This is a genomic window from Myxococcus sp. CA056 (genome assembly GCF_013336715.1).
Lineage (GTDB): Bacteria > Myxococcota > Myxococcia > Myxococcales > Myxococcaceae > Myxococcus > Myxococcus llanfairpwllgwyngyllgogerychwyrndrobwllllantysiliogogogochensis.
On record NZ_JABUMT010000002.1, the window covers coordinates 1,575,511 to 1,594,356 of the forward strand.

General features: G+C 70.9%; 17 protein-coding genes. 5 read left to right on the forward strand and 12 right to left on the reverse strand.

Annotated features, from left to right (window positions below):
* Positions 1–101 precede the first annotated feature (101 nt).
* On the reverse strand, positions 102–1,238 hold the full coding sequence (locus HUA76_RS13865; protein WP_141649498.1) for a phosphatidylserine/phosphatidylglycerophosphate/cardiolipin synthase family protein: 1,137 nt from the start codon (positions 1,236–1,238) through the stop codon (positions 102–104).
* Between the two features lie 81 nt (positions 1,239–1,319).
* A complete protein-coding gene (locus tag HUA76_RS13870; protein ID WP_141649499.1) occupies positions 1,320–1,529 on the reverse strand; it encodes a hypothetical protein in 210 nt (69 codons plus the stop codon).
* Positions 1,530–1,715: 186 nt separating this feature from the next.
* Here HUA76_RS13870 and HUA76_RS13875 point away from each other — a divergent pair, with 186 nt between their 5' ends.
* Together HUA76_RS13875 and HUA76_RS13880 are read left to right on the forward strand one after the other, a co-directional pair.
* Entirely contained in the window at positions 1,716–2,726 is a 1,011-nt protein-coding gene (locus tag HUA76_RS13875) for a protein kinase (protein ID WP_254614232.1), read from the forward strand.
* Between the two features lie 18 nt (positions 2,727–2,744).
* Positions 2,745–2,939: a hypothetical protein gene (locus HUA76_RS13880; RefSeq protein WP_141646097.1), complete on the forward strand. Its 195-nt coding sequence runs from the start codon at positions 2,745–2,747 to the stop codon at positions 2,937–2,939.
* Positions 2,940–2,982: 43 nt separating this feature from the next.
* Here the strand turns inward: HUA76_RS13880 and queF are convergent, their stop codons facing one another.
* Complete coding sequence (gene queF / locus HUA76_RS13885) at positions 2,983–3,339, reverse strand: preQ(1) synthase (RefSeq protein ID WP_141646096.1); 357 nt, start codon at positions 3,337–3,339, stop codon at positions 2,983–2,985.
* A 196-nt stretch (positions 3,340–3,535) separates the two neighbouring features.
* Here queF and HUA76_RS13890 point away from each other — a divergent pair, with 196 nt between their 5' ends.
* Positions 3,536–5,458: a hybrid sensor histidine kinase/response regulator gene (locus tag HUA76_RS13890; protein ID WP_174461099.1), complete on the forward strand. Its 1,923-nt coding sequence runs from the start codon at positions 3,536–3,538 to the stop codon at positions 5,456–5,458.
* A 21-nt stretch (positions 5,459–5,479) separates the two neighbouring features.
* Here HUA76_RS13890 and HUA76_RS13895 read toward each other — a convergent pair whose 3' ends face one another.
* From HUA76_RS13895 to HUA76_RS13905, 3 genes are read right to left on the reverse strand one after another with little or no spacing between them, the layout of a single operon-like run.
* Complete coding sequence (locus HUA76_RS13895; protein WP_174461100.1) at positions 5,480–6,229, reverse strand: ChbG/HpnK family deacetylase; 750 nt, start codon at positions 6,227–6,229, stop codon at positions 5,480–5,482.
* 18 nt (positions 6,230–6,247) lie between these two features.
* Positions 6,248–7,258 (reverse strand): PHB depolymerase family esterase, encoded by a 1,011-nt coding sequence (locus HUA76_RS13900; RefSeq protein ID WP_174461101.1) that lies wholly within the window; start codon positions 7,256–7,258, stop codon positions 6,248–6,250.
* A gap of 10 nt (positions 7,259–7,268) precedes the next feature.
* On the reverse strand, positions 7,269–9,458 hold the full coding sequence (locus tag HUA76_RS13905) for a protein kinase (RefSeq protein WP_254614233.1): 2,190 nt from the start codon (positions 9,456–9,458) through the stop codon (positions 7,269–7,271).
* 518 nt (positions 9,459–9,976) lie between these two features.
* Here HUA76_RS13905 and HUA76_RS13910 point away from each other — a divergent pair.
* Positions 9,977–11,260 carry an amidohydrolase family protein gene (locus HUA76_RS13910; RefSeq protein ID WP_174457989.1) on the forward strand — a complete coding sequence of 428 codons (1,284 nt, stop codon included), beginning with the start codon at positions 9,977–9,979 and terminating at the stop codon, positions 11,258–11,260.
* Between the two features lie 48 nt (positions 11,261–11,308).
* Complete coding sequence (locus HUA76_RS13915; RefSeq protein ID WP_174461102.1) at positions 11,309–11,851, forward strand: peroxiredoxin; 543 nt, start codon at positions 11,309–11,311, stop codon at positions 11,849–11,851.
* Between the two features lie 11 nt (positions 11,852–11,862).
* Here the strand turns inward: HUA76_RS13915 and HUA76_RS13920 are convergent, their stop codons facing one another.
* The 6 genes from HUA76_RS13920 to HUA76_RS13945 all read right to left on the reverse strand — a co-directional run bounded on the left by HUA76_RS13920 (position 11,863) and on the right by HUA76_RS13945 (position 18,783).
* Positions 11,863–12,387 (reverse strand): GNAT family N-acetyltransferase, encoded by a 525-nt coding sequence (locus HUA76_RS13920; RefSeq protein WP_141646089.1) that lies wholly within the window; start codon positions 12,385–12,387, stop codon positions 11,863–11,865.
* A 102-nt stretch (positions 12,388–12,489) separates the two neighbouring features.
* The gene (locus tag HUA76_RS13925) at positions 12,490–14,595 is read right to left on the reverse strand and encodes a chloride channel protein (protein WP_254614157.1); all 2,106 of its coding nucleotides are present in this window, start codon (positions 14,593–14,595) and stop codon (positions 12,490–12,492) included.
* A gap of 128 nt (positions 14,596–14,723) precedes the next feature.
* A complete protein-coding gene (locus tag HUA76_RS13930) occupies positions 14,724–15,542 on the reverse strand; it encodes a DUF1109 domain-containing protein (protein ID WP_174461103.1) in 819 nt (272 codons plus the stop codon).
* A complete protein-coding gene (locus HUA76_RS13935; protein ID WP_371745514.1) occupies positions 15,539–16,105 on the reverse strand; it encodes an RNA polymerase sigma factor in 567 nt (188 codons plus the stop codon). Before HUA76_RS13935 ends, HUA76_RS13930 begins: the two co-directional genes overlap by 4 nt.
* Before the next feature lie 122 nt (positions 16,106–16,227).
* Complete coding sequence (locus HUA76_RS13940) at positions 16,228–17,256, reverse strand: acyl-CoA desaturase (protein ID WP_174461105.1); 1,029 nt, start codon at positions 17,254–17,256, stop codon at positions 16,228–16,230.
* Positions 17,257–17,340: 84 nt separating this feature from the next.
* Positions 17,341–18,783 carry a site-2 protease family protein gene (locus HUA76_RS13945; protein ID WP_174457966.1) on the reverse strand — a complete coding sequence of 481 codons (1,443 nt, stop codon included), beginning with the start codon at positions 18,781–18,783 and terminating at the stop codon, positions 17,341–17,343.
* Positions 18,784–18,846 lie beyond the last annotated feature (63 nt).

Genomic DNA, 18,846 nt, shown 5'->3' on the forward strand with positions numbered 1-18,846 from the left:
AACAGTGTAGAGCGCCGTGACGGCTCGTGCAGCACGACATGGGGGGGCTGCTGCCGGGCGGGGGCCTCTTCACGCGCTCGCGTGACGCCAGCGTGACGGCCTCACCGCTTGCGCCGCCGGCCGATGAAGCTGGCGAAGCGCTCCGCGAAGCGCGCCACCGCCAGCCCCACGACATCCAGCAGCCACCGCTGGAGGCTGGAGCGGCCGCATTGCTCCAATTGCACATGTCGCGACAGGGCCACGTGCTTGTCCAGCCACAGGGCCGCCTGCGCCGCCACGCCGGGCTCCTGGGCCTCCACCAGCGTCTCCAGATTCACGAGCGACAGCGGGTCCAGGTTGAAGCTGCCCACCAGCAGCGTCTTCCCATCCACCACCGCCGCCTTGGCGTGCAGCGTGGAGGCGGTCCATTCGTGGATGTTCACCCCCGCGCGCAGGAAGGTGCCGTACAGCCGCATCGTCGCCGCGCGGGCGAAGATGACGTCGCTTCTTCCGGCGAGCAGCAGCGACACCTTCACGCCCCGCCGCGCCGCCCGCGTCAACGCTCGCACGAAGCCCGTGTCCGGGAGGAAGTACGCGTGCGCGAGGATGACCTCGTGTTTCGCCCCGTCGATGGCGGACAGGTAGCGCTTGCGCAGCCGGTGCCCGCCGCCGATGCCGGACAGGTACAGGCTCACCGCGCCGGACGTCAGCGCCGCCGTGCCCGCGGTCAGCTTCGCGCCCAACTGCCGGCAGATGTCCCCCCGCAGCTCCACCGCCAGGTCCGCCCAGCCGGGCACGTCGCCGTGCGCCGCGTAGGCATCACCGATGTTGATGCCGCCCAGGAACGCCACCGTGTCGTCGACGAGGAGGATTTTGCGGTGGTTGCGCCAGGAGCGGCCCAGGCACAGCGAGGTGAGCGGGTTGTAGACCCGCACCTTCGCGCCCGCGGCCAGCAGCGTCTGCGTGAGGTACTTGCTGGCGCCGATGCTGCCCCAGCCGTCCACCACCACCTTCACCGACACGCCCCGCTTCGCCGCGGCCACCAGCGCGTCCAGGAAGAGCGCGCCCACGCCCTCGCGCTCGAAGGTGTAGACCTCCAGGTGGATGCGGTGCCGGGCGAAGGAGATGGCCTCCAGCATCCGGGGAAACGCCTCCGCGCCCCCATCCAGCAGCGTGCAGTGCTCGCTCGCATGCTCCCGGGAGAACGACGGGGCCAGCGGAGGCACGGGCTGCGGGACGACGGAGGCTTCGGTGCGCATGAGCACACCCACCCTACAACTCTCCCGGGCGGCACGGGACACGCCCCCAGTGACGGCGGGCCTGCCCCACGCGCCGGGACTTCACCCGTCGTGCTTGCGAGCGCCCTTGCCCTTGCCCTTGTGGCGGCACTCGTCGCCATCCCAGTACTGGCTCGGGTGACAGTCCTTGCTGTTGCGCTTGGACTTCTTCGACTTGGGCGGATGCGAGTCGTGCCCGTGGATGTCTCGGTGGACGATGCATCCTCCGAGTGACCAGAGGGCGAGGAGGGGGACGAGGAGACGGAGGTTCATGGGGGAGGGGGGCCGGAATCGGGGGGAGCCCATGGTCCAGACCCGCCGGCGCCGGGGGTGGCCACGTGAGACATCGACGGTCCGCGTCCAGTTCTGTACCCTTCGCCCGTGCCTGCCGCAGAGAAAGCCGTCCGTCATCGCAAGATTGGCGCGTATCGAGTGCTCGGAGAGCTGGGCCGAGGTGGGATGGCCGTCGTGTATCGCGGCCTCCACGAGATGATTCAGCGCGAGGTCGCCATCAAGGAACTGCTGCCGGAGGGCAAGCGAGACAGGGAAACCTTGTCCCGGTTCCGCCGGGAGTCGCTCGCGCTCGCCGCCTTCCGTCACCAGAACATCGTCACCCTCTACGATTTGGTGGAGAAGAACGACAGCATGTTCATGGTGATGGAGCTGGTGGACGGGCCCACCCTCCACACGCTCATCAAGGAAGGGCCGCTGCCGCCGGACGTCACGGGCGTCATCGCCGCGCGCATCGCCAGCGCGCTGGACCACGCGCACTTCCGCCACATCATCCACCGCGACTTGAAGCCCGCCAACGTCATGCTCACCAAGTCCGGTGACGTGAAGCTGATGGACTTCGGCATCGCCAAGGACGTGGGGCTGGAGGCGCTCACCCAGGCGGGCATGGCGGTGGGCACGCCCTCGTACATGTCCCCGGAGCAGGTGACGGGCGCGCCGCTGGATGGCCGCACCGACATCTTCTCGCTCGGCGTGCTGCTCTATGAGGCCCTCTCCGGCGCCCGGCCCTTCCACGGCAAGACGGCGGGCGAGGTCTTCGCGAAGATTCGCGACGGCAAGTACACGCCGCTCAACAAGGTGGCGCCCAACGTGCCCATGCCCCTGGTGCGCATCATCCAGCGCGCCATGGAGGTGAAGCCGGAGGACCGCTTCCCGGACGCCGCCGCCATGCGCCGCGAGCTGGACGTCTTCCTCGCCCAGGAAGTCCAGGTGTCGCATGCGGGGCTCTTGGTCGCCTTCCTGCGCCACCGCCAGAAGCTGACGGAGACGGAGGCGCAGCAGTTGTTGCGGCCCCAGGAGCTGGACGCGGCGGTGGAGGTCTTCGACACCTCGCGCTCGCGTTCCGGCGGCGCTCTCAAGTGGGCGCTCGTCGCGCTCATCCTCGCCTCGGCGGCGGGGACCGGCCTCTACTTCACCCAGGCGCAGTGGGCGCCGCTCGTTCAGCAACTCACCCGCTGAGGCGGGAGGAGGCAGTCCATGGGACGCATCGTGACTTTCGTGCTGGGCATTGGCGTTCTCGCCGCGGCGGCCTGGTACGTCCTCAACCGCCCGGCGCGCACGGACCCTGAAGCGGCCGCCGCGCGCAAGCTGGAGAACGTGCACAAGGCCGCCGACCGCATCGAGACGGACCTGAACAAGAACGCCGACGCCATCTTCGACAAGGTGGAGTGAGTCGCGAGAGCGCCGTGCGAGCGGCGCTCCCTCCTCCATCCGGCTACTTCTTCTCGTGCGTGACGGTGACGATGGTGCCGATGCCGCCGCGCACGAACCAGTCACCTACCAGCGTCAGCTTGCGCGGCTGGATGGCCTTGATGATGTCGTCGGCGATGGTGTTGGTGACCTTCTCGTGGAAGGCCCCCTCGTTCCGGTACGCCCACATGTAGAGCTTCAGGCTCTTCAGCTCGATGCAGAGCTGGTCGGGGACGTACGTAATCTTGAACCGGGCGAAGTCCGGCTGCCCGGTGAGCGGGCACAGACACGTGAACTCCGGGCAGTCGAACGCGATTTCGTAATCGCGCTCGGGCGCCGGGTTGGGGAAGGTCTGGAGTTCCTTGGTCGGCTGCGAAGGCATGGCGGTGTCGTCTACCACACCATCGCTACGTGTCATCCACGACGTGGGCCCCAGCCCTCCAGGCTGCCCCTGGAGGGTTCTGTCGGCCCCTCAACGCGGCGGTCGTCCACCAGCGGGGAATGCGGGGGGCGGGCCGGTTGCGCGCTCGGAGCGGGGTTCATAATCCCGAGCAGGCCCCCCGCCACCTCCCGAGCACATGACGCTTCCCCTCGACGCCGAAGAAGCCTTCTCGTGTCTCCCTCAAGCCCTGGTGCGCGTTGGACCCGATTTATGCGTCCAGTGGTGTGAGGACGGCTTCGCCCGCAAGACGGGAATGACCCTGCGCCCAGGCACCAGCCTCCTGGACGCGCTCGAGCGGGGGAGGAGCCTGGATGCCGTGGAGCTCGCCATCCGCGAGGGTCGCCCGCACACGGGCCATGTCATCACCCGCGCGCTGCACCAGGTGCGAGTGCAGGTGAAGCCGGGCAGGGAGGCGGAGTCCCCTGGCGCCTGGCTGGTGGTGGAGCCCTCCGGGGTGGATGACGAGGGCGCCTTCTCGCTGGCGGTGCGCGAGATTGCCCGGGCCGTGGGTGAGACGCTGGAGGTGGACACCGTCTGCGCGGCGGCCGTCGTGGCGCTGGTGCGCTGCGCCCAGGTGCGGCGCGCGGAGGTCTATCTGTGCGAGGAGGACGGCTCGGAGCTGCGGCGCTCGGCGGTGTCGGACCTGGCGGGGACGGAGTCTCCCGAGGACACGTTCGACCCCGAGGATGACCCGTTCCGACAGGCCATGGCCTTGCGTCAGGCGCAGCTGGGCATCCAGCGGGGGTATGGGGATTCGCTGGGCTCCATCTTCGCGGCGGTGCCGCTGTGCGCGCCGCGCCGGACGGTGGGGCTGTTGCTGCTCTACAAGGAGCAGGGCACGTCGTTCTCCGCCCGGGAGCTGGAGCTGTGGACGGCGGCGGCCAACCAGCTCGCGGTGGCGGTGGAGAACGCGCGCCTCCTGCGCGAAGCGAAGGCGGCGCTCCAGGTGCGCGAGGAGTTCATGTCCATCGCGAGCCACGAGCTGAAGACGCCGCTCACCCCGCTGAAGCTGGGCCTGTACACCATGGAGAAGCGGCTCACCGCGGGGCAGCCGCTGGAGCTGTCCACGGTGCTGAAGTCCAAGCGGCAGGTGGACCGGCTGGCGGGGCTGGTGGATGACCTGCTGGACGCCTCGCGGCTGGACGTCGGGAAGCTGGCGTTGGACCTGGCGCCGCTGGAGGTGGGGCAGCTGGTGGCGGAGGTGGTGGACCACTTCCGCGCGGCTTTCGACAGGCCCTTCGCGGTGGAGGTCCCCCGAGAGCGCGTCTGGGTGCGCGGGGACCGCGACAGGCTGGAGCAGGTGCTGGTGAACCTGCTGGAGAACGCGCACAAGTACAGCCCGCCGGGCGAGCCCATCACCGTGTGCGTGGAGCGGCTCGCGGGGGAGGCGCGCATCCACGTGAGGGACCATGGCATCGGAATCCCCGGCGCGGACCAGTCCCAGGTGTTCCAGCGCTTCTACCGGGCGCGCAACGTGTCGCACCGCAACTTCGGAGGCCTGGGGCTGGGGCTGTTCATCAGCCACTCCATCGCGAGGCTGCACGGGGGCTCGCTGTCGCTGGCGAGCGCGGAGGGCCATGGCAGCACCTTCACGATGAGCCTGCCGCGCATGCCGTCGCACGAGGTGAAGCGGCTGCCCCGGCGAGTGTTGCTGCTCGACGAGGACTCCGCGCAGGAGGCCCTGGCCGAGCGCGTGTTGTGCGCGGAGGGGTTCGAGGTGCTCACGACGCGGGACGGCGCGGAGGCGTTGCGGCGGGCCACGCACCTGCCGGTGGACCTCATCGTGCTGTCCACCTCCGTCACGCATGGGAAGGCGGGGCTGTTCCTGGAGACCTTCGCCACGCTGCCGCGCGCGCGGCCGGTGCCCATCCTCCTGGCTGGCGATGCGCGGCCTTGGTGGGCGCAGGAGGAGACGTCCCTGTGCACGCGGCCGTACGTCGCCGATGAGCTGGTGGCGCGCGTGCGCAACGTCCTCACGCAGGAGCGGCGCAGGCCTTTCGGGGGGACGCCCGCCGTGGGCGAGCCGCCGCCGCTCGTGGGCTTCGGCCCCCGAATCTAGGCGCGCGCGGCGAAGAGGCCCTCAGCTCGCGGGCGTGAGGACCCGGTAGTCCACGGGGGTGATTCCCAGCCGCGACAGGGTCTCCCGCGCACGAGGGTTCTGGAAGGTGGCCAGCTCCACCTCGCGCTGCGCGCCGTAGCCGCTCTTCACCGTCTCCGGCCGGTAGCCCGGGTGGCACATCAACTCGATGATGCCCTCGGAGGGCAGCGACACCAGCTCCGCCTCCAGTCGCTCCAGCGTCCAGTACGCATCCGAGCCCGTGTCGCCCAGGAAGTGGGTGTTGGTGGGGATGCCCTGCGCCTTGAGCGCGTGGCGCATGATGGAGTCGATGGAGCGCACAGGCAGCTTCATCTCCCGCGCGACGCGGGACAGTCCCTCCAGCACGGTGGGCTGCAGGTGCAGGTGCATGTGGACGTCCACATGTGTCGCGGGACGCCCCGTCAGCGCCGTGAAGCGATCGAGCTGCGCGCGGGTCTCCGCCTCCACGACTTCGGCGGGCATGCTGGCGGCGCGCGACTCCACGAAGTTCCCATTGGCGCCGAGCAGCTCGCGCGGGAAGTCGCTCCACACCGGGGTGCCCCGGGCCAGGTTCAGGTGCAGTCCCAGCGACAGGCCCTCGGCTTCGTGGGCGGAGGCCTCGGAGAACGGGGTGTTCACCAGGAGGGAGGCCGACGAGACGATGCCGTCGCGCATGGCCTGGAGGATGCCTCGGGTGACGGCGGGGTCATACCCCAGGTCGTCGGCGTTGATGATGAGGGCGCGTGTGCTCACGAAGAACTCTCCTGCGCTTCAGGGCCGAGGCCGGGTTTGGAAGAAGCGCCAGGCCTCGAGCGTGGCGTTCAGGTCCTGCGTGGGGTTGCCCGCGCTGACCGGACTGCCAGGCCAGGTGTGTCCGCCGCCCCGCACGGTGCAGAGCGACGCGGTGGCGTTCTCCGGAGAACATCCGGTGAAGGCGCTACAAGTGCTGTCCCCCTGGCGGTACGTCTCCACCACCGCGCCGCCGCAGCCATTGCGCTCCGCCTGGCTCCGGACGGAGTCCTCGGCCGAGGGGTAGGCGCGGCCGAAGGGGATGTTGTTGCCACCCTCGTAGAGGATGACGGTGTCCGCCGTGCCATGGATATGCAGCACGGGCACCGGGCGGGAGGGGCGGCACCCATTCAGGGGCGACATTCCGGAGACGGGCGCCACGGCGGCGAAGCGCCCCGCGCGCTCACAGGCCAGCCGGTAGGAGAAGAAGCCGCCGTTGGAGAAGCCCGTGGCGAAGGTGCGGCGCGGGTCCACGCACACGCGGGTGTCCAGGTCCGCCAGGAGCGCGTCCACGAAGCCCACGTCGTCGATGTTGGACAGCTGGGCCGTCCCACAGCACGCCCCCGCGTTCCAGCCCCGGGTGTTGTCTCGCGGGGGAGAGGTGCCGCCGGAAATCTCCTGGGCGCTCAGCCCGCGCGGGTACACGACGAGGAAGCCCTCCGTGTCCGCGAGCGTCGACAGGTCCGTCTGGACCTCCAACTGCTCGGGGTTCGAGCCAAAGCCATGGAAGGCCACCACGGTGGGCGTGGGCCGCGTGGCGTCGTAGCCGGGGGGCACGTGGACGCGGTAGGTCCGCGCCCGTCCGGCGTGGCTCACTGTCCATTCGTGGGTGCCGGGCCCTTCTGAGAGTCCGGTGCAGGACGCGCGCTCCGGGACGGAGGGCTCCTCGTTGGAGGGCTCGGGGCCGGTGTCGCCCGGGTCTTCCGGGCGCGAGGCAAGGGAGGATGAACAGCCGAGCGCCCCCAGGATGAGGGCGACGAGCACGAGGCGCATGGGCGGGAAGCTAATTCCCCGCCTTGCACTCTGCCGCGAGGACGTTCGCCCGTTCGGGGAATCGTTCCTCCAGCGTACGCTTCACCTCGGCGACGGCCGTCTCATTGCCACCATGGGCATGGAGCTGGCATCGCGCCGCCAGGGCCCGAGGGTCCTCCGGGGCCAGCCTGTCCGCCTCCCGATAGGCGCGCTCGGCGCCCGTGCTGTCGCCCTGACGGAAGAGGACGGCCCCCAGGTAGTAGTGGGCCACGGCCAGCTTGCCGTCCTTGCGCAGCGCGCGCTTGAGCAGCGCGGCGGCCTCGTCCACGCGCTCCTGCCGGAAGCGCACGAAGCCGAGCTCCGCCAGGCTGGCCGCGTCGTCATGCTCCCGCGTCCAGGCGGACAGCACCGAGGCGGCCTCGTCCAGCCGGCCATTCTGCGACAGCATCCGCCCGTAGCGAGGCGCCACCCGCGCCACGCCCGGCTTCTGGGCGTACGCCTTCGCCAGCGCCGCCACCGCGCCGGGCAGGTCGCCCTGGCGCTCGCGCAGGTCCGCCAGCATCAGCGAGGGGCGCAGGTCCTTGGGCGCCAGCGTGAGGGCCTCGTCCAACGCGCGCTCGGCCCGCTTGCCCCGGTTCAGCTCCGTCGCCGCCCGGGCCGCGAGCAGGTGCGCCTCCACGTCCTTCGGAAAGCGCGCGACGTAGGCCTCCGCCAGCTCCAGCGCCTTGAAGTGTGCGCCCGCGGTCAGCAGCACCGTCCCCGCCTGGGCCAGCTCCTCGGCGGTGGCGCGAGTGTCCTCGCCCAGGCCGGAGAGCAGTGAAACCTTCGCGGTGGGCGCGTCGGCGGCCTGTGCCTTCGCCAGCCGCTCCGTCGGAGACGACTCCGTGCGCGTCAGGTACCACGTGCCTCCGGCGCCGAGCGCCGCGAGTCCGAGCACTCCGCCCAGGACGAGACCCCACCGCGAGCGGCGTCGAGGGCCGCCCTGGGTGATGCCGGAGTCGTTGCGAGTGGGCGGCGTCGAGTCCGTCGGGTTGCGCGCGGGAGGCGTCGAGTCCGTCGGGGAGGCAGGTCGAGACGGCGGCACCACGCCCGGAGAGCTGGCGCGGAAGCCGGTGACGGTGGCGGCCTCGGTGGAGCCCGGGGACGTGGGCGTGGGCGGGCGCACGGAGTCCGGGGGCTCGCCGCCGTGGAGGGTGGCGCCCACGTCGGGCAGGAAGACCTTGGGCCACGCGGCCGGCACCGTCATGGCGTTGTGGGGCGCGGCGTTGGGGTCGAAGGCGCGAGGAATCGGCGGCGTGCCGCCATGGGACGGGTCGGCCATCCGCGCGCGGCGCAGGGCCTGTCGCTTCGGGTCCCGGTCCGGCGGGAAGAGGGTGTCCACGTACGCGGCCACCTGCTCTCCGGTGGCGACTTCGGCCTGGCCTCCAATGGCCTCGATGGCGTCGATGAAGGACTCGAGGCTGTCGAAGCGCGCGGCCGGGTCTCTCTGGAGCGCGGTGAGGCACACCAACTCCAGCGCGGCGGGCACGGACGGGTCGAACGCGGTGGGAGGCCGGGCGCGCCCCTCCGCGATGCGGCCCAGCACCTCCTCGGCCGTCATGCCGGTGAAGGGCCTGCGGCCACAGAGTTGCTCGTACAACATGACGCCCGCGGCGAAGAGGTCCGCGCGGTGGTCCACCGGCTTGCCGGCGATCATCTCCGGCGACATGTAGAAGAACTTGCCCTTGAGGACGCCGGGCTCCGTGCCCGCACCGAGCGCGTCCGCCTTGGCGATGCCGAAGTCGATGACCTTCACCGCGCCATTCACACCCACATGGATGTTGTCCGGGGTGAAGTCGCGGTGGACGATGCGCAGCGGCCGCCCCGCTTCGTCCACGGCGCGGTGGGCCGCGTCCAGGCCCCGGCAGGCCTCCACCAGCACGCGCAGGGTGATGCCCAGCGGCACGCGCTGGCCCCGCTCCGCGGCCTCCTGGCGCAGCTCCGCGAAGGAGCGGCCCTCCAGCAATTCCATCGCGATGAAGGGCTCGGTGCCCTCCATGCCCAGCTCGAGGATGGAGACGACGTTGGGGTGGCGCACCTGCGCGGTGATGCGCGCCTCGTTGAGGAACATCTGCACCACGCGCCGGTCCGAGGCCAGGTGCGGCATCAGCCGCTTCACCGCCACCGCGGGCCCGCGCGCGCCGTCATCCTCGAAGCGGCGCCCCAGGTACACCTCGGCCATGCCGCCCGTCGCGATACGCGCGGACAGCCGATAGCGACCGACCCAATAGGTGTTCGGACCCGACTCCAAGATGGCGCCAGTCTATGTGCAGAGCCGCCCCGCGTCCCCCCTCAGAAGTTCGAGGGGGGAAGCCTGCCCGTCTCCGTCCCGAACTCGGCCGCCCGGCGCATGCGCCACCGTGGCTCGCGGGCCCGGGCCAGGTGTGGGTTTCCACCACGGCCGCCGCATCACCCGCGTCATCGAGGAGGCCCACGGTGGTGGCGTGGGGGTGCCCGCATGGAAGGCGTGGAGGGGCCCTGATGTGGTGGTGGCGGTGAGGTGCTCCGGGGTGGGTTCGACCCCGTGACGCTCCGGGGCCCCGCTGCGCACCGACACGTCGCGAGGGGTGCGGTGGGCCTTACGCGGGGTGTGGGCGCGCCATCTGCAGGCTCGCGCGATGGGTCGGGTGGAGTGCTAACCTCGCGCCGCGCTGACCCGCCACGCGCTTCGTTCTTCGTTCTTCGTTCCTCGGAGGGATGTTGGGCACCGTCCTCAAGGGTGGTTACGTCGTCGAGCTGGAGCCCGCGGTGGTGGAACGCGTGGACTTGCGCGTCGAAGGAGAGCGCATCGTGGCGCGCGGGCCAGACCTGACGCCCGAGGCCGACGACGAGGTGGTGGCCCTCTCCGGCAAGCTCGTCTTCCCGGGGCTGGTCAGCGCGCACCACCGGCTGCACGCCGTCCTGGGTCGAGGCATGCCGAACACGGCGATGGAGACCTACCAGGACATCCTGGAGAAGGTGCTCTGGCCCTACGAGGACGCGCTGGACTTGGACGCCGTCCAGGTGGCGGGGTGCGCGGGCGGCCTGGAGGCGCTCCAGTGCGGCACGACGACGGTGTGCACCCTGCACTCCTCGCCCAAGGCGGTGTCGGGCTCGCTGGTGCGGCTGGCGCGAGGTCTCCACGAGGTGGGGGTGCGCGGCGTGCTCGCCTACGCGGTGTCGGACCGCAGCGGAGCGGTGGGGCGCGAAGAGGGACTGGAAGAGACGGTGGGCTTCGCGCAGAAGGCGAAGGGGAGATTCCGGGGCCAGGTGGGCGCGGGGCCTTGTTTCACGCTGGGGCAGGACGCGCTCCAGGGGCTCGCCGAGGCGCTGAAGGCGGCGAACACCGGACTGCACCTGCCGCTCGCGGAGGACCCGCTGGACGAGCGGCTGTCGAACGAGCGGCATGGGGCCTCGCCGGTGCCACGGCTCCTGGACGCGGGGCTGCTGTCGCCTCGGAGCCAGCTGGCGCACGTGGGGCACCTGGCGTGGGCGGACCTGGCGCAGGTGATTGCGACGGGGGCGTGGATTGTCCACACGCCGCGCGCCAACCAGGGGTTGGAGGTGGGGTATGCGCCGGCGCTGAAGTTCGGCGCGCGCGCGACGCTGGGCGCGGACGGCGTGTCGGCGGACCTGTTCGCGGAGGCGCAGGCGGCGTATCTGCGCTCGCGCGAGGCGGGGCAGCCCATCGACGTGCTGCGCTACCTGGCGAACGGGCATCGGTTGGTGTCGCAGCACTTCGGGGTGCCGCTGGGGCCGATGCGCGAAGGAGCGCTGGCGGACTTGTTGGTGCTCGACTACCTGCCGGCCACGCCGCTGACGGCGGAGAACCTGGCGTGGCACGTGGTGTTCGGCCTGGGCAGCCGGCACGTGGAGGCGGTGATGGTGGATGGGGTGTGGCGCATGTGGGCGCGCCGCCCGTTGTCCGTGAACCCCTCCGTGGTGGCCGAGCAGGCGCGCGAGGCCGCGTCGGCCGTGTGGGCGCGCATGGCCGAGTCGAAGTAGCGAGGGCGTCGCTTGCCTGGGAGGGGCGGGTCCGCTCAAATCCCCGGCATGCTCGCTCCCGTACTGCTCGCAGGGCTTCTGGTCGCCGCCATCCCCAACGTGGGCGACACCGCCCCGGACTTCACCGTGAAGGACACGGACGGCAAGGTCTACATCCTGTCGGAGCTGGTGAAGCAGGGGCCCGTCATCGTCGCCTTCTTCCCCAAGGCCTTCACGGGAGGGTGCACGAAGGAGCTCAAGGCGTACACGGCCCGGCACTCGGACATCGAGAAGCTGCAGGGGCGCGTGCTGGCCTTCAGCACGGACGACGCGGAGACGCTCAAGCGCTTCAAGGCCGAGCTGAAGGCGCCGTTCCCCTTCATCCCGGACCCGGACGGCAAGGTCGTCGAGGCGTACGACGTGAAGATGCCGCTGGTGACGGTGTCCAAGCGCTACACCTTCGTCGTCGGCGAGGGGCGCAAGGTCCTCAAGGTGGACTCCGGCGGTGACGCCATCGACCCGGCGGGCGCCATCACCTCGTGCTCGCAGGGCAAGCCCGCGACGCCGCCCGCCACGAAGGAGCCGTCGCCGGCTCCCGAGGCGAAGCCGTAGCGCGCACCCGGCTATCGCGTCGTGGGCGGTCCAAGGCGAAGGGGTGGCAGTCCCCGGTTGTCGAAGAGCTGGGCCGGGGAGTCCTCCACGTAGCTGTCCTCGAACTGGCCGCCGGTGTACTCGCGGATGACCTTCCTCCAGAACGAGGTGGCCGCGTGGTTGGCGGGCAATTGGGACACCTCCCACAGGCCCCGGAAGCGGTCGAACACGGCCATGGCCGCGCGCCGTCCCAGGCCGTAGCCCCGCTCGCCGCGCAGGATGAAGAACTCACTCATCCGGAAGTCGCGCCCGGGAGTCATGTACGGGAAGGGGGCCTGCGCCACGAAGGCGAAGCCCACCGTGCGGCCCTCCCAGCGCAGCAGCAGCGGGTGGACCTCGTCCGAGGCCGCGAGCCACGTGGGCAGGAAGTTGGGCACCCACTGCCCTTGTGGGTCCAGGCGGTACTCCACCCCGAACTCGCTCAAGTCGTGCAGGTAGAGCGGGTACAGGTTTCGCAGCAGCGGGTGCTCGGCTGGACTCGCACGGAGTAGCTCCACGGACGCCTCCGGGCGCCCAGCATGTCCCATCCCATGCGCCGCGAACAGGACGAGCCTCCCTCGTAAAAAAGGGGGGGTATCCCGGACCCCAGGCCCCGCACGTCAGTGCGTCACCTCGGTGGCGCTGACGGGGCTGTCGCCGCGCGCATGGGCCTTGGCGTGCTGGGCGAAGAGGAAGCGCCTCACCGCGGCGCGCGTCAGCAGGCCCCGGGTGGCGATGCCCCCGGGAGCGGCGACGGGCAGGGAGTCCACGTCCTCCTGGTCCATGATGCGCAGCGCCTGGGCCAGGTCGGCATTGGGCGCCAGGAGCGGCAGCTTGCGCGCCAGGTCGCTGGCCACCAGCAGCGGGTACATGGCCTCGTCGCGCCACACCTCGCGCAGCTGCTCCACCTGGACGATGCCGTAGACCTCGCCGTGGGTGTCCAGCACCGGCAGCGCGCCCGTCTCGGAGGTGAGCAGCAGGTCCGCCAGGGGGCGCATCGGCAGGCCCGCGGGCACGGGCGCCACGTGCTCCATCAGCGCTTGCACGGGCGTGCTCTCCAGCAGGTCCGTGTCGCTGGGGGCCTTGGTCGCGTTGCGCTCGATGAGGTAGTGGCACAGCGCGGAGGCGATGGTGCACGTCACCATCAGCGGGAGGATGATGTCGTGGTTCCCGCTCAGCTCGTACATCATCATCATCCCGGTGAGCGGACCCCGGTTGAGCGCCGCCACCGCGCCGCCCATGCCCACCAGCGCATACGCCCCGCTGGGGCCGGTGCTGGCCGGGAAGAAGTAGTGCACCAGCGTGCCGAACGCTCCACCCGCCATGGCGCCGATGACGGCCGCGGGGAAGAACGTCCCGCCCGAGCCCCCCGAGCCGATGGTGATGGCCGTCGCCACCAGCTTCAACACGCAGGCGGTGACGAGGAAGAAGAAGGGCAGTTTTCCCACCGCCGCCAGGTTGATGAAGTCGTGCCCGCTGCCCCACACCGTGGGGCTGACGAAGGCCATCAGCCCCGCGCACAGCCCGCCCAGGCCCGCGCGGAACGGCAGCGACTTGCGGCCCAGCCACGGCGACAGCGTCCCGCCCATGCGCCCCTGGAAGAAGTGCTCCACCCCGTGCAGCATCTTCACGAAGGTGAAGGCCAGCAGGCCACAGCCGATGCCCAGCACCGCGTACGCCAGGACTTCCGAGCCGCTCACCAGCTCGTACGGCACGCTGCGCAGCATGGGCGCCTCGCCCAGCACACCCTGGCTCACCAGCGTGCCCGCCACGCTGGCCAGGATGATGGGCGAGAAGACGCGCAGCTCGAACTCGCGGAGGATGATTTCCATCGCGAACACCGCCCCGGCGATGGGGGCGTTGAAGGACGCGGAGATGCCCGCGCCCGCGCCGCACGCCAGGAGGATGGACAGCTCCCTGCGGCTGAAGCCCAGCACCCGTCCCACGCTGGAGGCGAACGCCGCGCCGCCATAGACGATGGGGCCCTCACGGCCCGCCGAACCGCCGCTGCCGATGGTGATGGCGGACGCCACCAGCTTCAACAGGCCCCGGTCCGCGGGCACCACGTTGGCGCCACTCTTCACCGCTCGGACGACCTCGGGGACGCCATGGCCATGCGTCTCCGGCCTGTCCCGGAGCAGCCGTCCCACCGCCACGCCGCCCAGGGTGGGGGCCAGCAGCATCAGCCACCAGGGCAGGTGGGGAATCGCCTCCGCCAGGGCGTGGGGGTGACCGAAGACGCTGTTGAGCGCGGCCAGCGCCACCAGCGGGTAGTAGAGCGACAGCGCGCCCAGCGTCAGCAGCGCCAGCAGGCGCAACCGTCGCTTCACCTCGTCCCGAGGACCTCCGGGCTCGATGACCCGCGCCAGCAGCAGCGCGCCGAGCGCCAGCGGCGCCCCGACGATGGCGTACTCCAGATGCCACCGCGCCGAGCCGAACGCGTCCATCAACGTCAGCAACTGGCTGCGGCGCAGCGTGTGCGCCAGCTCCGCCGCGCCGAACGTCAGCCCGCTCACCAGGCCAATCAGGTTGGAGAAGATGCCCGCGGCCAGGCCGCTGTAGAGCCCCACCACCGCGCCCGCCACGGGCAGCACCGACGGACCGGGCAGTCGCAGGCGGTTGGAGGCTTGAAGCGCCGCGTGCGTGAATCGGCTCAAGTGCTCCCGAGCGCGGACCCACACCGCGCGCTGGGGCATCACCCCAGGGGGAGGTTCATCGACATTCATTGGTCCTCCCACTAACCCATCCCGAACGGGGAAGCTTCAACGTTCGAGAGCGGCCTGTCGGGCCGGTGGCACTCCTCGCGGCCACACGGCGCGAGGGGGCGAGCGGGAGGGCGGCGGGTGGCCTGTCTTCAGGGGGCGTAGCTGCGCGTGGGCAGCAGCGAGCGCAGCAGCACGGCGATTCCCGCGAGCCCCAGCCAGGGCAGCACATGGCCCCAGAGCAGGTGGGCCGCCGTCCCGTCGGGGCAATGCACGTGGAGGACGAGCAGGCTGACCGAGCCGGCGGACAGCCCTGCGGCCAGCGCTCGCGCGGGGTGGTAGGCGGAGCGGCTCAGCAGCACCAGCGTGACGGCCAGCGGCACCACCGTCACCGCCAGCTCCGTGCCCGCGCAGCCGAGGACGCCGGCCAGCAAGGCCCGGCCCTGCTGTCCGGACCCGGTGAGCACCACGGTGACGCCCAGGGCTCCCGCGAAGGCGAGGACTCCCGCCCAGGGCACCACCCGACGGCGGGGCGACAGCGCGACAAAGGCGCCCGCGCCGAGCAGCGCGAGGATGACGACTCCCACGCCCACCACCAGTCCCGGCGGGGACGCGTTGCCCACCCATCCGCCTCGGCGGCTCAGCAGGGTCAGCCCCACGCCCACCATCGCCGCGTGGACGCCCACTAGCAGCGCCAGCCCGTGCCACCAGGGACGCGCCATGGGCTGCTTCGCCAGGGTCTCCAGGGCGAAGCGTCGCGCGGTGTCGTGGCCGGGCAGCGTCTGCTCGTCATCCTCGGAGGACGCAAAGGCCGTGGGGAGCGTCGACGCCGCGGCGTGACTCGCACCGCCGAGGAGGTCGAAGCCGCCCGTCACCACCTGGCAGTCCTCGCAGGACGCCACGTGCTTCGTCAGCTCCGGGGGCAGGGCGTCGCCCAGGCAGTCCATCACCCGTGAACACTCCGGGGTCATTCCAAGGTCTCCGTGCGCAGGGGGGCGAGCAGCTCGCGCAGTCGCTCATAGCCTCGGTGGGCCCGGACCTTCACCGCGCTCTCGGTGAGGCCCAGGGTGTCGGCGATTTCGGCGAAGCCCATGCCCTCGAAGCGGTGCAGGAGGATGGGGATGCGCTGGCCCTCGGGGAGCATGTCGAGCGCCTGTCGCACCGCGCGCTCCAGCCCCACGTCTCGGGGCGCGGGGCTCTCGTCGGCGATGCCCGTGGGCAGCTCCCCCTCGGCCGTCAGCTCCTCGGTGCGACGGCCCCGGCGCTGGGAGTCGCGCGCGGCATTGGTGGCGATGGCATACAGCCACGGCTTGAAGCGGGAGCCCGCCTGGAAGCGCCCTCGCGAGCGGACCAGGGACATGAAGGTGAGCTGCACCAGGTCCTCGGCGGTGGACGCGCTGCCCGTCAGGCGGGTGAGGTATCCGCGCACCTGTCGGGAGTGACGCTGGAAGAGCGCGTCGAACGCCGGAGCCTGCCCTTCACAAAACCGCGCCATCAGCACCTCGTCTGACTCGGGTGCGACGGAAGTGCGCACCGAATCGTCTCCGGTACGCACGGGCGCGGAGGCTGGTTTCATCGACGGAGGCGGTGACACGCGCGCGGCACTCTAGCCGGTTGCATGAGACCCAGGGTGGGTGTGCCTCGGCCCCGCTGCCATCACTGCTTGAGCATGGGCTGCGGTGTGGGTGCGGAGGAGGGCAGGTGATCCGCGGCGGCGGCCAGCGCCTCGCGAACCTTGCCCTCGGCGGCCGTCCTGGCGGCGACCAATTGCGCGCGCGCGCCTCCCGCGCCGAAGAAGCGGGTGGGCGTGGCCAGCGCCGCGCGGTCCTCCGCCGAGTACTTCCGGTACGCGTACCTGACCGAGTCGGAGGGCAGCCGCAGGCCCTCCACGACCTTGAACCAGGAGAGGACCTTCAACGAGTAGAAGCTCAGGTCCACCTCCCACCAGAACCAGCCCTGGTTGGCGGTGTTCTGGTGGTAGTGGTGGTTGTTGTGCCAGCCCTCGCCGAGGGTGATGAGCGCCAGCAGCCAGTTGTTGCGGCTGGTGTCCGTCGTCTTGTAGCGGCGCTTGCCGAAGATGTGGCTCAGGGAGTTGATGGTGAACGTCCCGTGCCACAAGAGGGTGGTGCTGACGAAGAAGCCCCACACCAGCATGGAGAAGCCGCCGATGAAGTAGAGCGCCACCGCCAGCAGGACGGGCGGCACCAGGTGGAAGCGGTTGAGCCACACCAGCTCCGGGAAGCGCGCGAAGTCCTTGATGCCCTCCATGCGCGTGGGCCCGTACTTGTCACACAGAATCCAGCCCACGTGGCTGAACCAGAAGCCCTTCTGCACCGGCGAGTGGATGTCGTCCGGCTGGTCCGACGTCCGGTGGTGGTGGCGATGGTTGGCCGCCCACCACAGCACGCCCTTCTGCGTCGACAGGGTGCCCACCAGCGCGAGGATGAACTGGAAGACGCGGCCCGTCTTGAAGGCCCGGTGGGAGAAGTAGCGGTGGAAGCCCACCGTGATTCCCCACATGCGCAGGATGTACAGCCCCACACAGACCGCCACGTCCACTGGCTTCGCCCCGACAGAGAAGGCGAAGAGGCACATGATGTGGACGGCGAAGAAGGGGATGGACGACAGCCAGTTCAGGCGCTCGTTGTCCGAGGGCAGGGCGGGAGCAGGAGAGGAAGTCTGCAAGGGAGCCTCTTGAGCTGGAGCAGGAGCGCGCCCGAAGGTGCGCAGCCTCGTCCCGCATCAACACCCCCTCCTGTCATCGCTCTGTCAGGAGGCGGCGGATTGCCGCAGCTCCGTCAACCACTCCTCGAAAGCGGGGTGGCCATGCAGGGGCGCCAGGTCCGCGTCCGAGGCGGCATAGGCCCCGTCCTTGAACCCCAGCTCGCTGGCCCGGCGCAGCAGGCGCACCGCGTCGGGCACGTTGCGCGCCTTGGCATAAGCGCACGCGGCGTCGTAGGCGATGCTGGCGCTCGGGGCGTGCTCCAGCGCGGCCTCGCCCATCGCGGCGGCCTCCGAATAGACGCCCCGGATGAAGAGCACCCGCTCCGCGCAACTGAACGCCGCGGCGGCTTCCACGCCGGGCAGCTTCAGGGCCTCCGGCGTCCGACCCAGGCGGATCAACGTCCCGGCGTACTCGTGCATCACCGTGCGGTCCGAGGACGTCTGCCAGGCCTGCTTCCACCAATCCAGCGCGCGCGCGTCGTCACCGACGAGGGAGAAGGACGCGGCCACCGCATGCGGCTCCACCTGGAGCCCCTGTACCTGGGAGAAGTGGTCCAGCGCCTGTCGGCCCTGGCCTTCCTTCAGCGCCACCCAGCCGAGCAGGTGGTGGGCGTGGCTGGCCAGCTCGGGGGTGAGGCCGTCGCCGCCCTCCAGCACCGCGGCGCCCAGCCGGCGTGCGTCATCCAGCCGGCCCGCATCCAGCGCGATTTTCGCCTCGCGAAGCTTCCCCGCCACGGGGCTGTCCAGCGAGCCTGTGCCACCGACGCGCGGGGCGTTGCCGCCGGAGCTCAGGGCCTCCGCCACGGTGCGGAACGCCTGGACGCCGTACATGGCGAAGAAGATGGCGGGGAAGAGCCACCCGATGTTCAGGCTGTAGACGACCACGGCCACGCACACCAGCAGCGCCAGTCCCTGGGACGCGAGCAGCCCCCGCCGGGGGCCGAGCACCCGGGTGGCCAGCGTGGAGACCAGCCGCCCGCCGTCCAGCGGCAGCACGGGCAGCAGGTTGAAGATGGCCCAGATGAAGTTGGCGCCGGCGAAGGTGCGCAGGAAGAAGTCCAGCGCGGGGGAGTGCCCGTTGAAGACCAGGTAGCCCACCAGGCTCACCACGCCGAGCAGCAGCCCGAAGAGGGGCCCCGCCACGGTGATGACCAAATCCCTCTTCCATGGAAGCGGGCCGGGCATGTCGGTGGGCAGGGTGTGCCCGCCCAGCCAGACGAGCGCGATGCTCGGGTGGTAGCCGAAGAGGCGGCTGGCCAGGGCGTGGCCCAGCTCGTGGACCAGCACGGACACGAAGACAATGAGCATCCACGACAGGACGAACACCACCATGGCACTGGCCTGGCCCAGGGCGGGCGCCTCGGACACCTGGCGGAAGGGCCAGCCATCCTGCGAGGCGCGGACCGAGCTGTAGGCGAGCACGGCGGAGACCAGCAGGTGGCTGGGGTGGACGTCGACGGGAATGCTCCCGAGGCGAAAGCGGAACATGGGCACGGACCTTAACCGTTGAGGCGCGGATGCGCAGTCCGTAGCGCACATCCCGCAACCGCT

What these genes read in the sequence shown, in the direction of transcription:
- queF (WP_141646096.1), bottom strand. Translation starts at nt 3,339, where the DNA reads ATGCCTTCGCAGCCGACCAAGGAACTCCAGACCTTCCCCAACCCGGCG.
- HUA76_RS13880 (WP_141646097.1), top strand. Translation starts at nt 2,745, where the DNA reads ATGGGACGCATCGTGACTTTCGTGCTGGGCATTGGCGTTCTCGCCGCG.
- HUA76_RS13925 (WP_254614157.1), bottom strand. Translation starts at nt 14,595, where the DNA reads ATGAATGTCGATGAACCTCCCCCTGGGGTGATGCCCCAGCGCGCGGTG.
- HUA76_RS13870 (WP_141649499.1), bottom strand. Translation starts at nt 1,529, where the DNA reads ATGAACCTCCGTCTCCTCGTCCCCCTCCTCGCCCTCTGGTCACTCGGA.
- HUA76_RS13890 (WP_174461099.1), top strand. Translation starts at nt 3,536, where the DNA reads ATGACGCTTCCCCTCGACGCCGAAGAAGCCTTCTCGTGTCTCCCTCAA.
- HUA76_RS13900 (WP_174461101.1), bottom strand. Translation starts at nt 7,258, where the DNA reads ATGCGCCTCGTGCTCGTCGCCCTCATCCTGGGGGCGCTCGGCTGTTCA.
- HUA76_RS13865 (WP_141649498.1), bottom strand. Translation starts at nt 1,238, where the DNA reads ATGCGCACCGAAGCCTCCGTCGTCCCGCAGCCCGTGCCTCCGCTGGCC.
- HUA76_RS13905 (WP_254614233.1), bottom strand. Translation starts at nt 9,458, where the DNA reads ATGGCCGAGGTGTACCTGGGGCGCCGCTTCGAGGATGACGGCGCGCGC.
- HUA76_RS13945 (WP_174457966.1), bottom strand. Translation starts at nt 18,783, where the DNA reads ATGTTCCGCTTTCGCCTCGGGAGCATTCCCGTCGACGTCCACCCCAGC.
- HUA76_RS13930 (WP_174461103.1), bottom strand. Translation starts at nt 15,542, where the DNA reads ATGACCCCGGAGTGTTCACGGGTGATGGACTGCCTGGGCGACGCCCTG.
- HUA76_RS13915 (WP_174461102.1), top strand. Translation starts at nt 11,309, where the DNA reads ATGCTCGCTCCCGTACTGCTCGCAGGGCTTCTGGTCGCCGCCATCCCC.
- HUA76_RS13875 (WP_254614232.1), top strand. Translation starts at nt 1,716, where the DNA reads ATGGCCGTCGTGTATCGCGGCCTCCACGAGATGATTCAGCGCGAGGTC.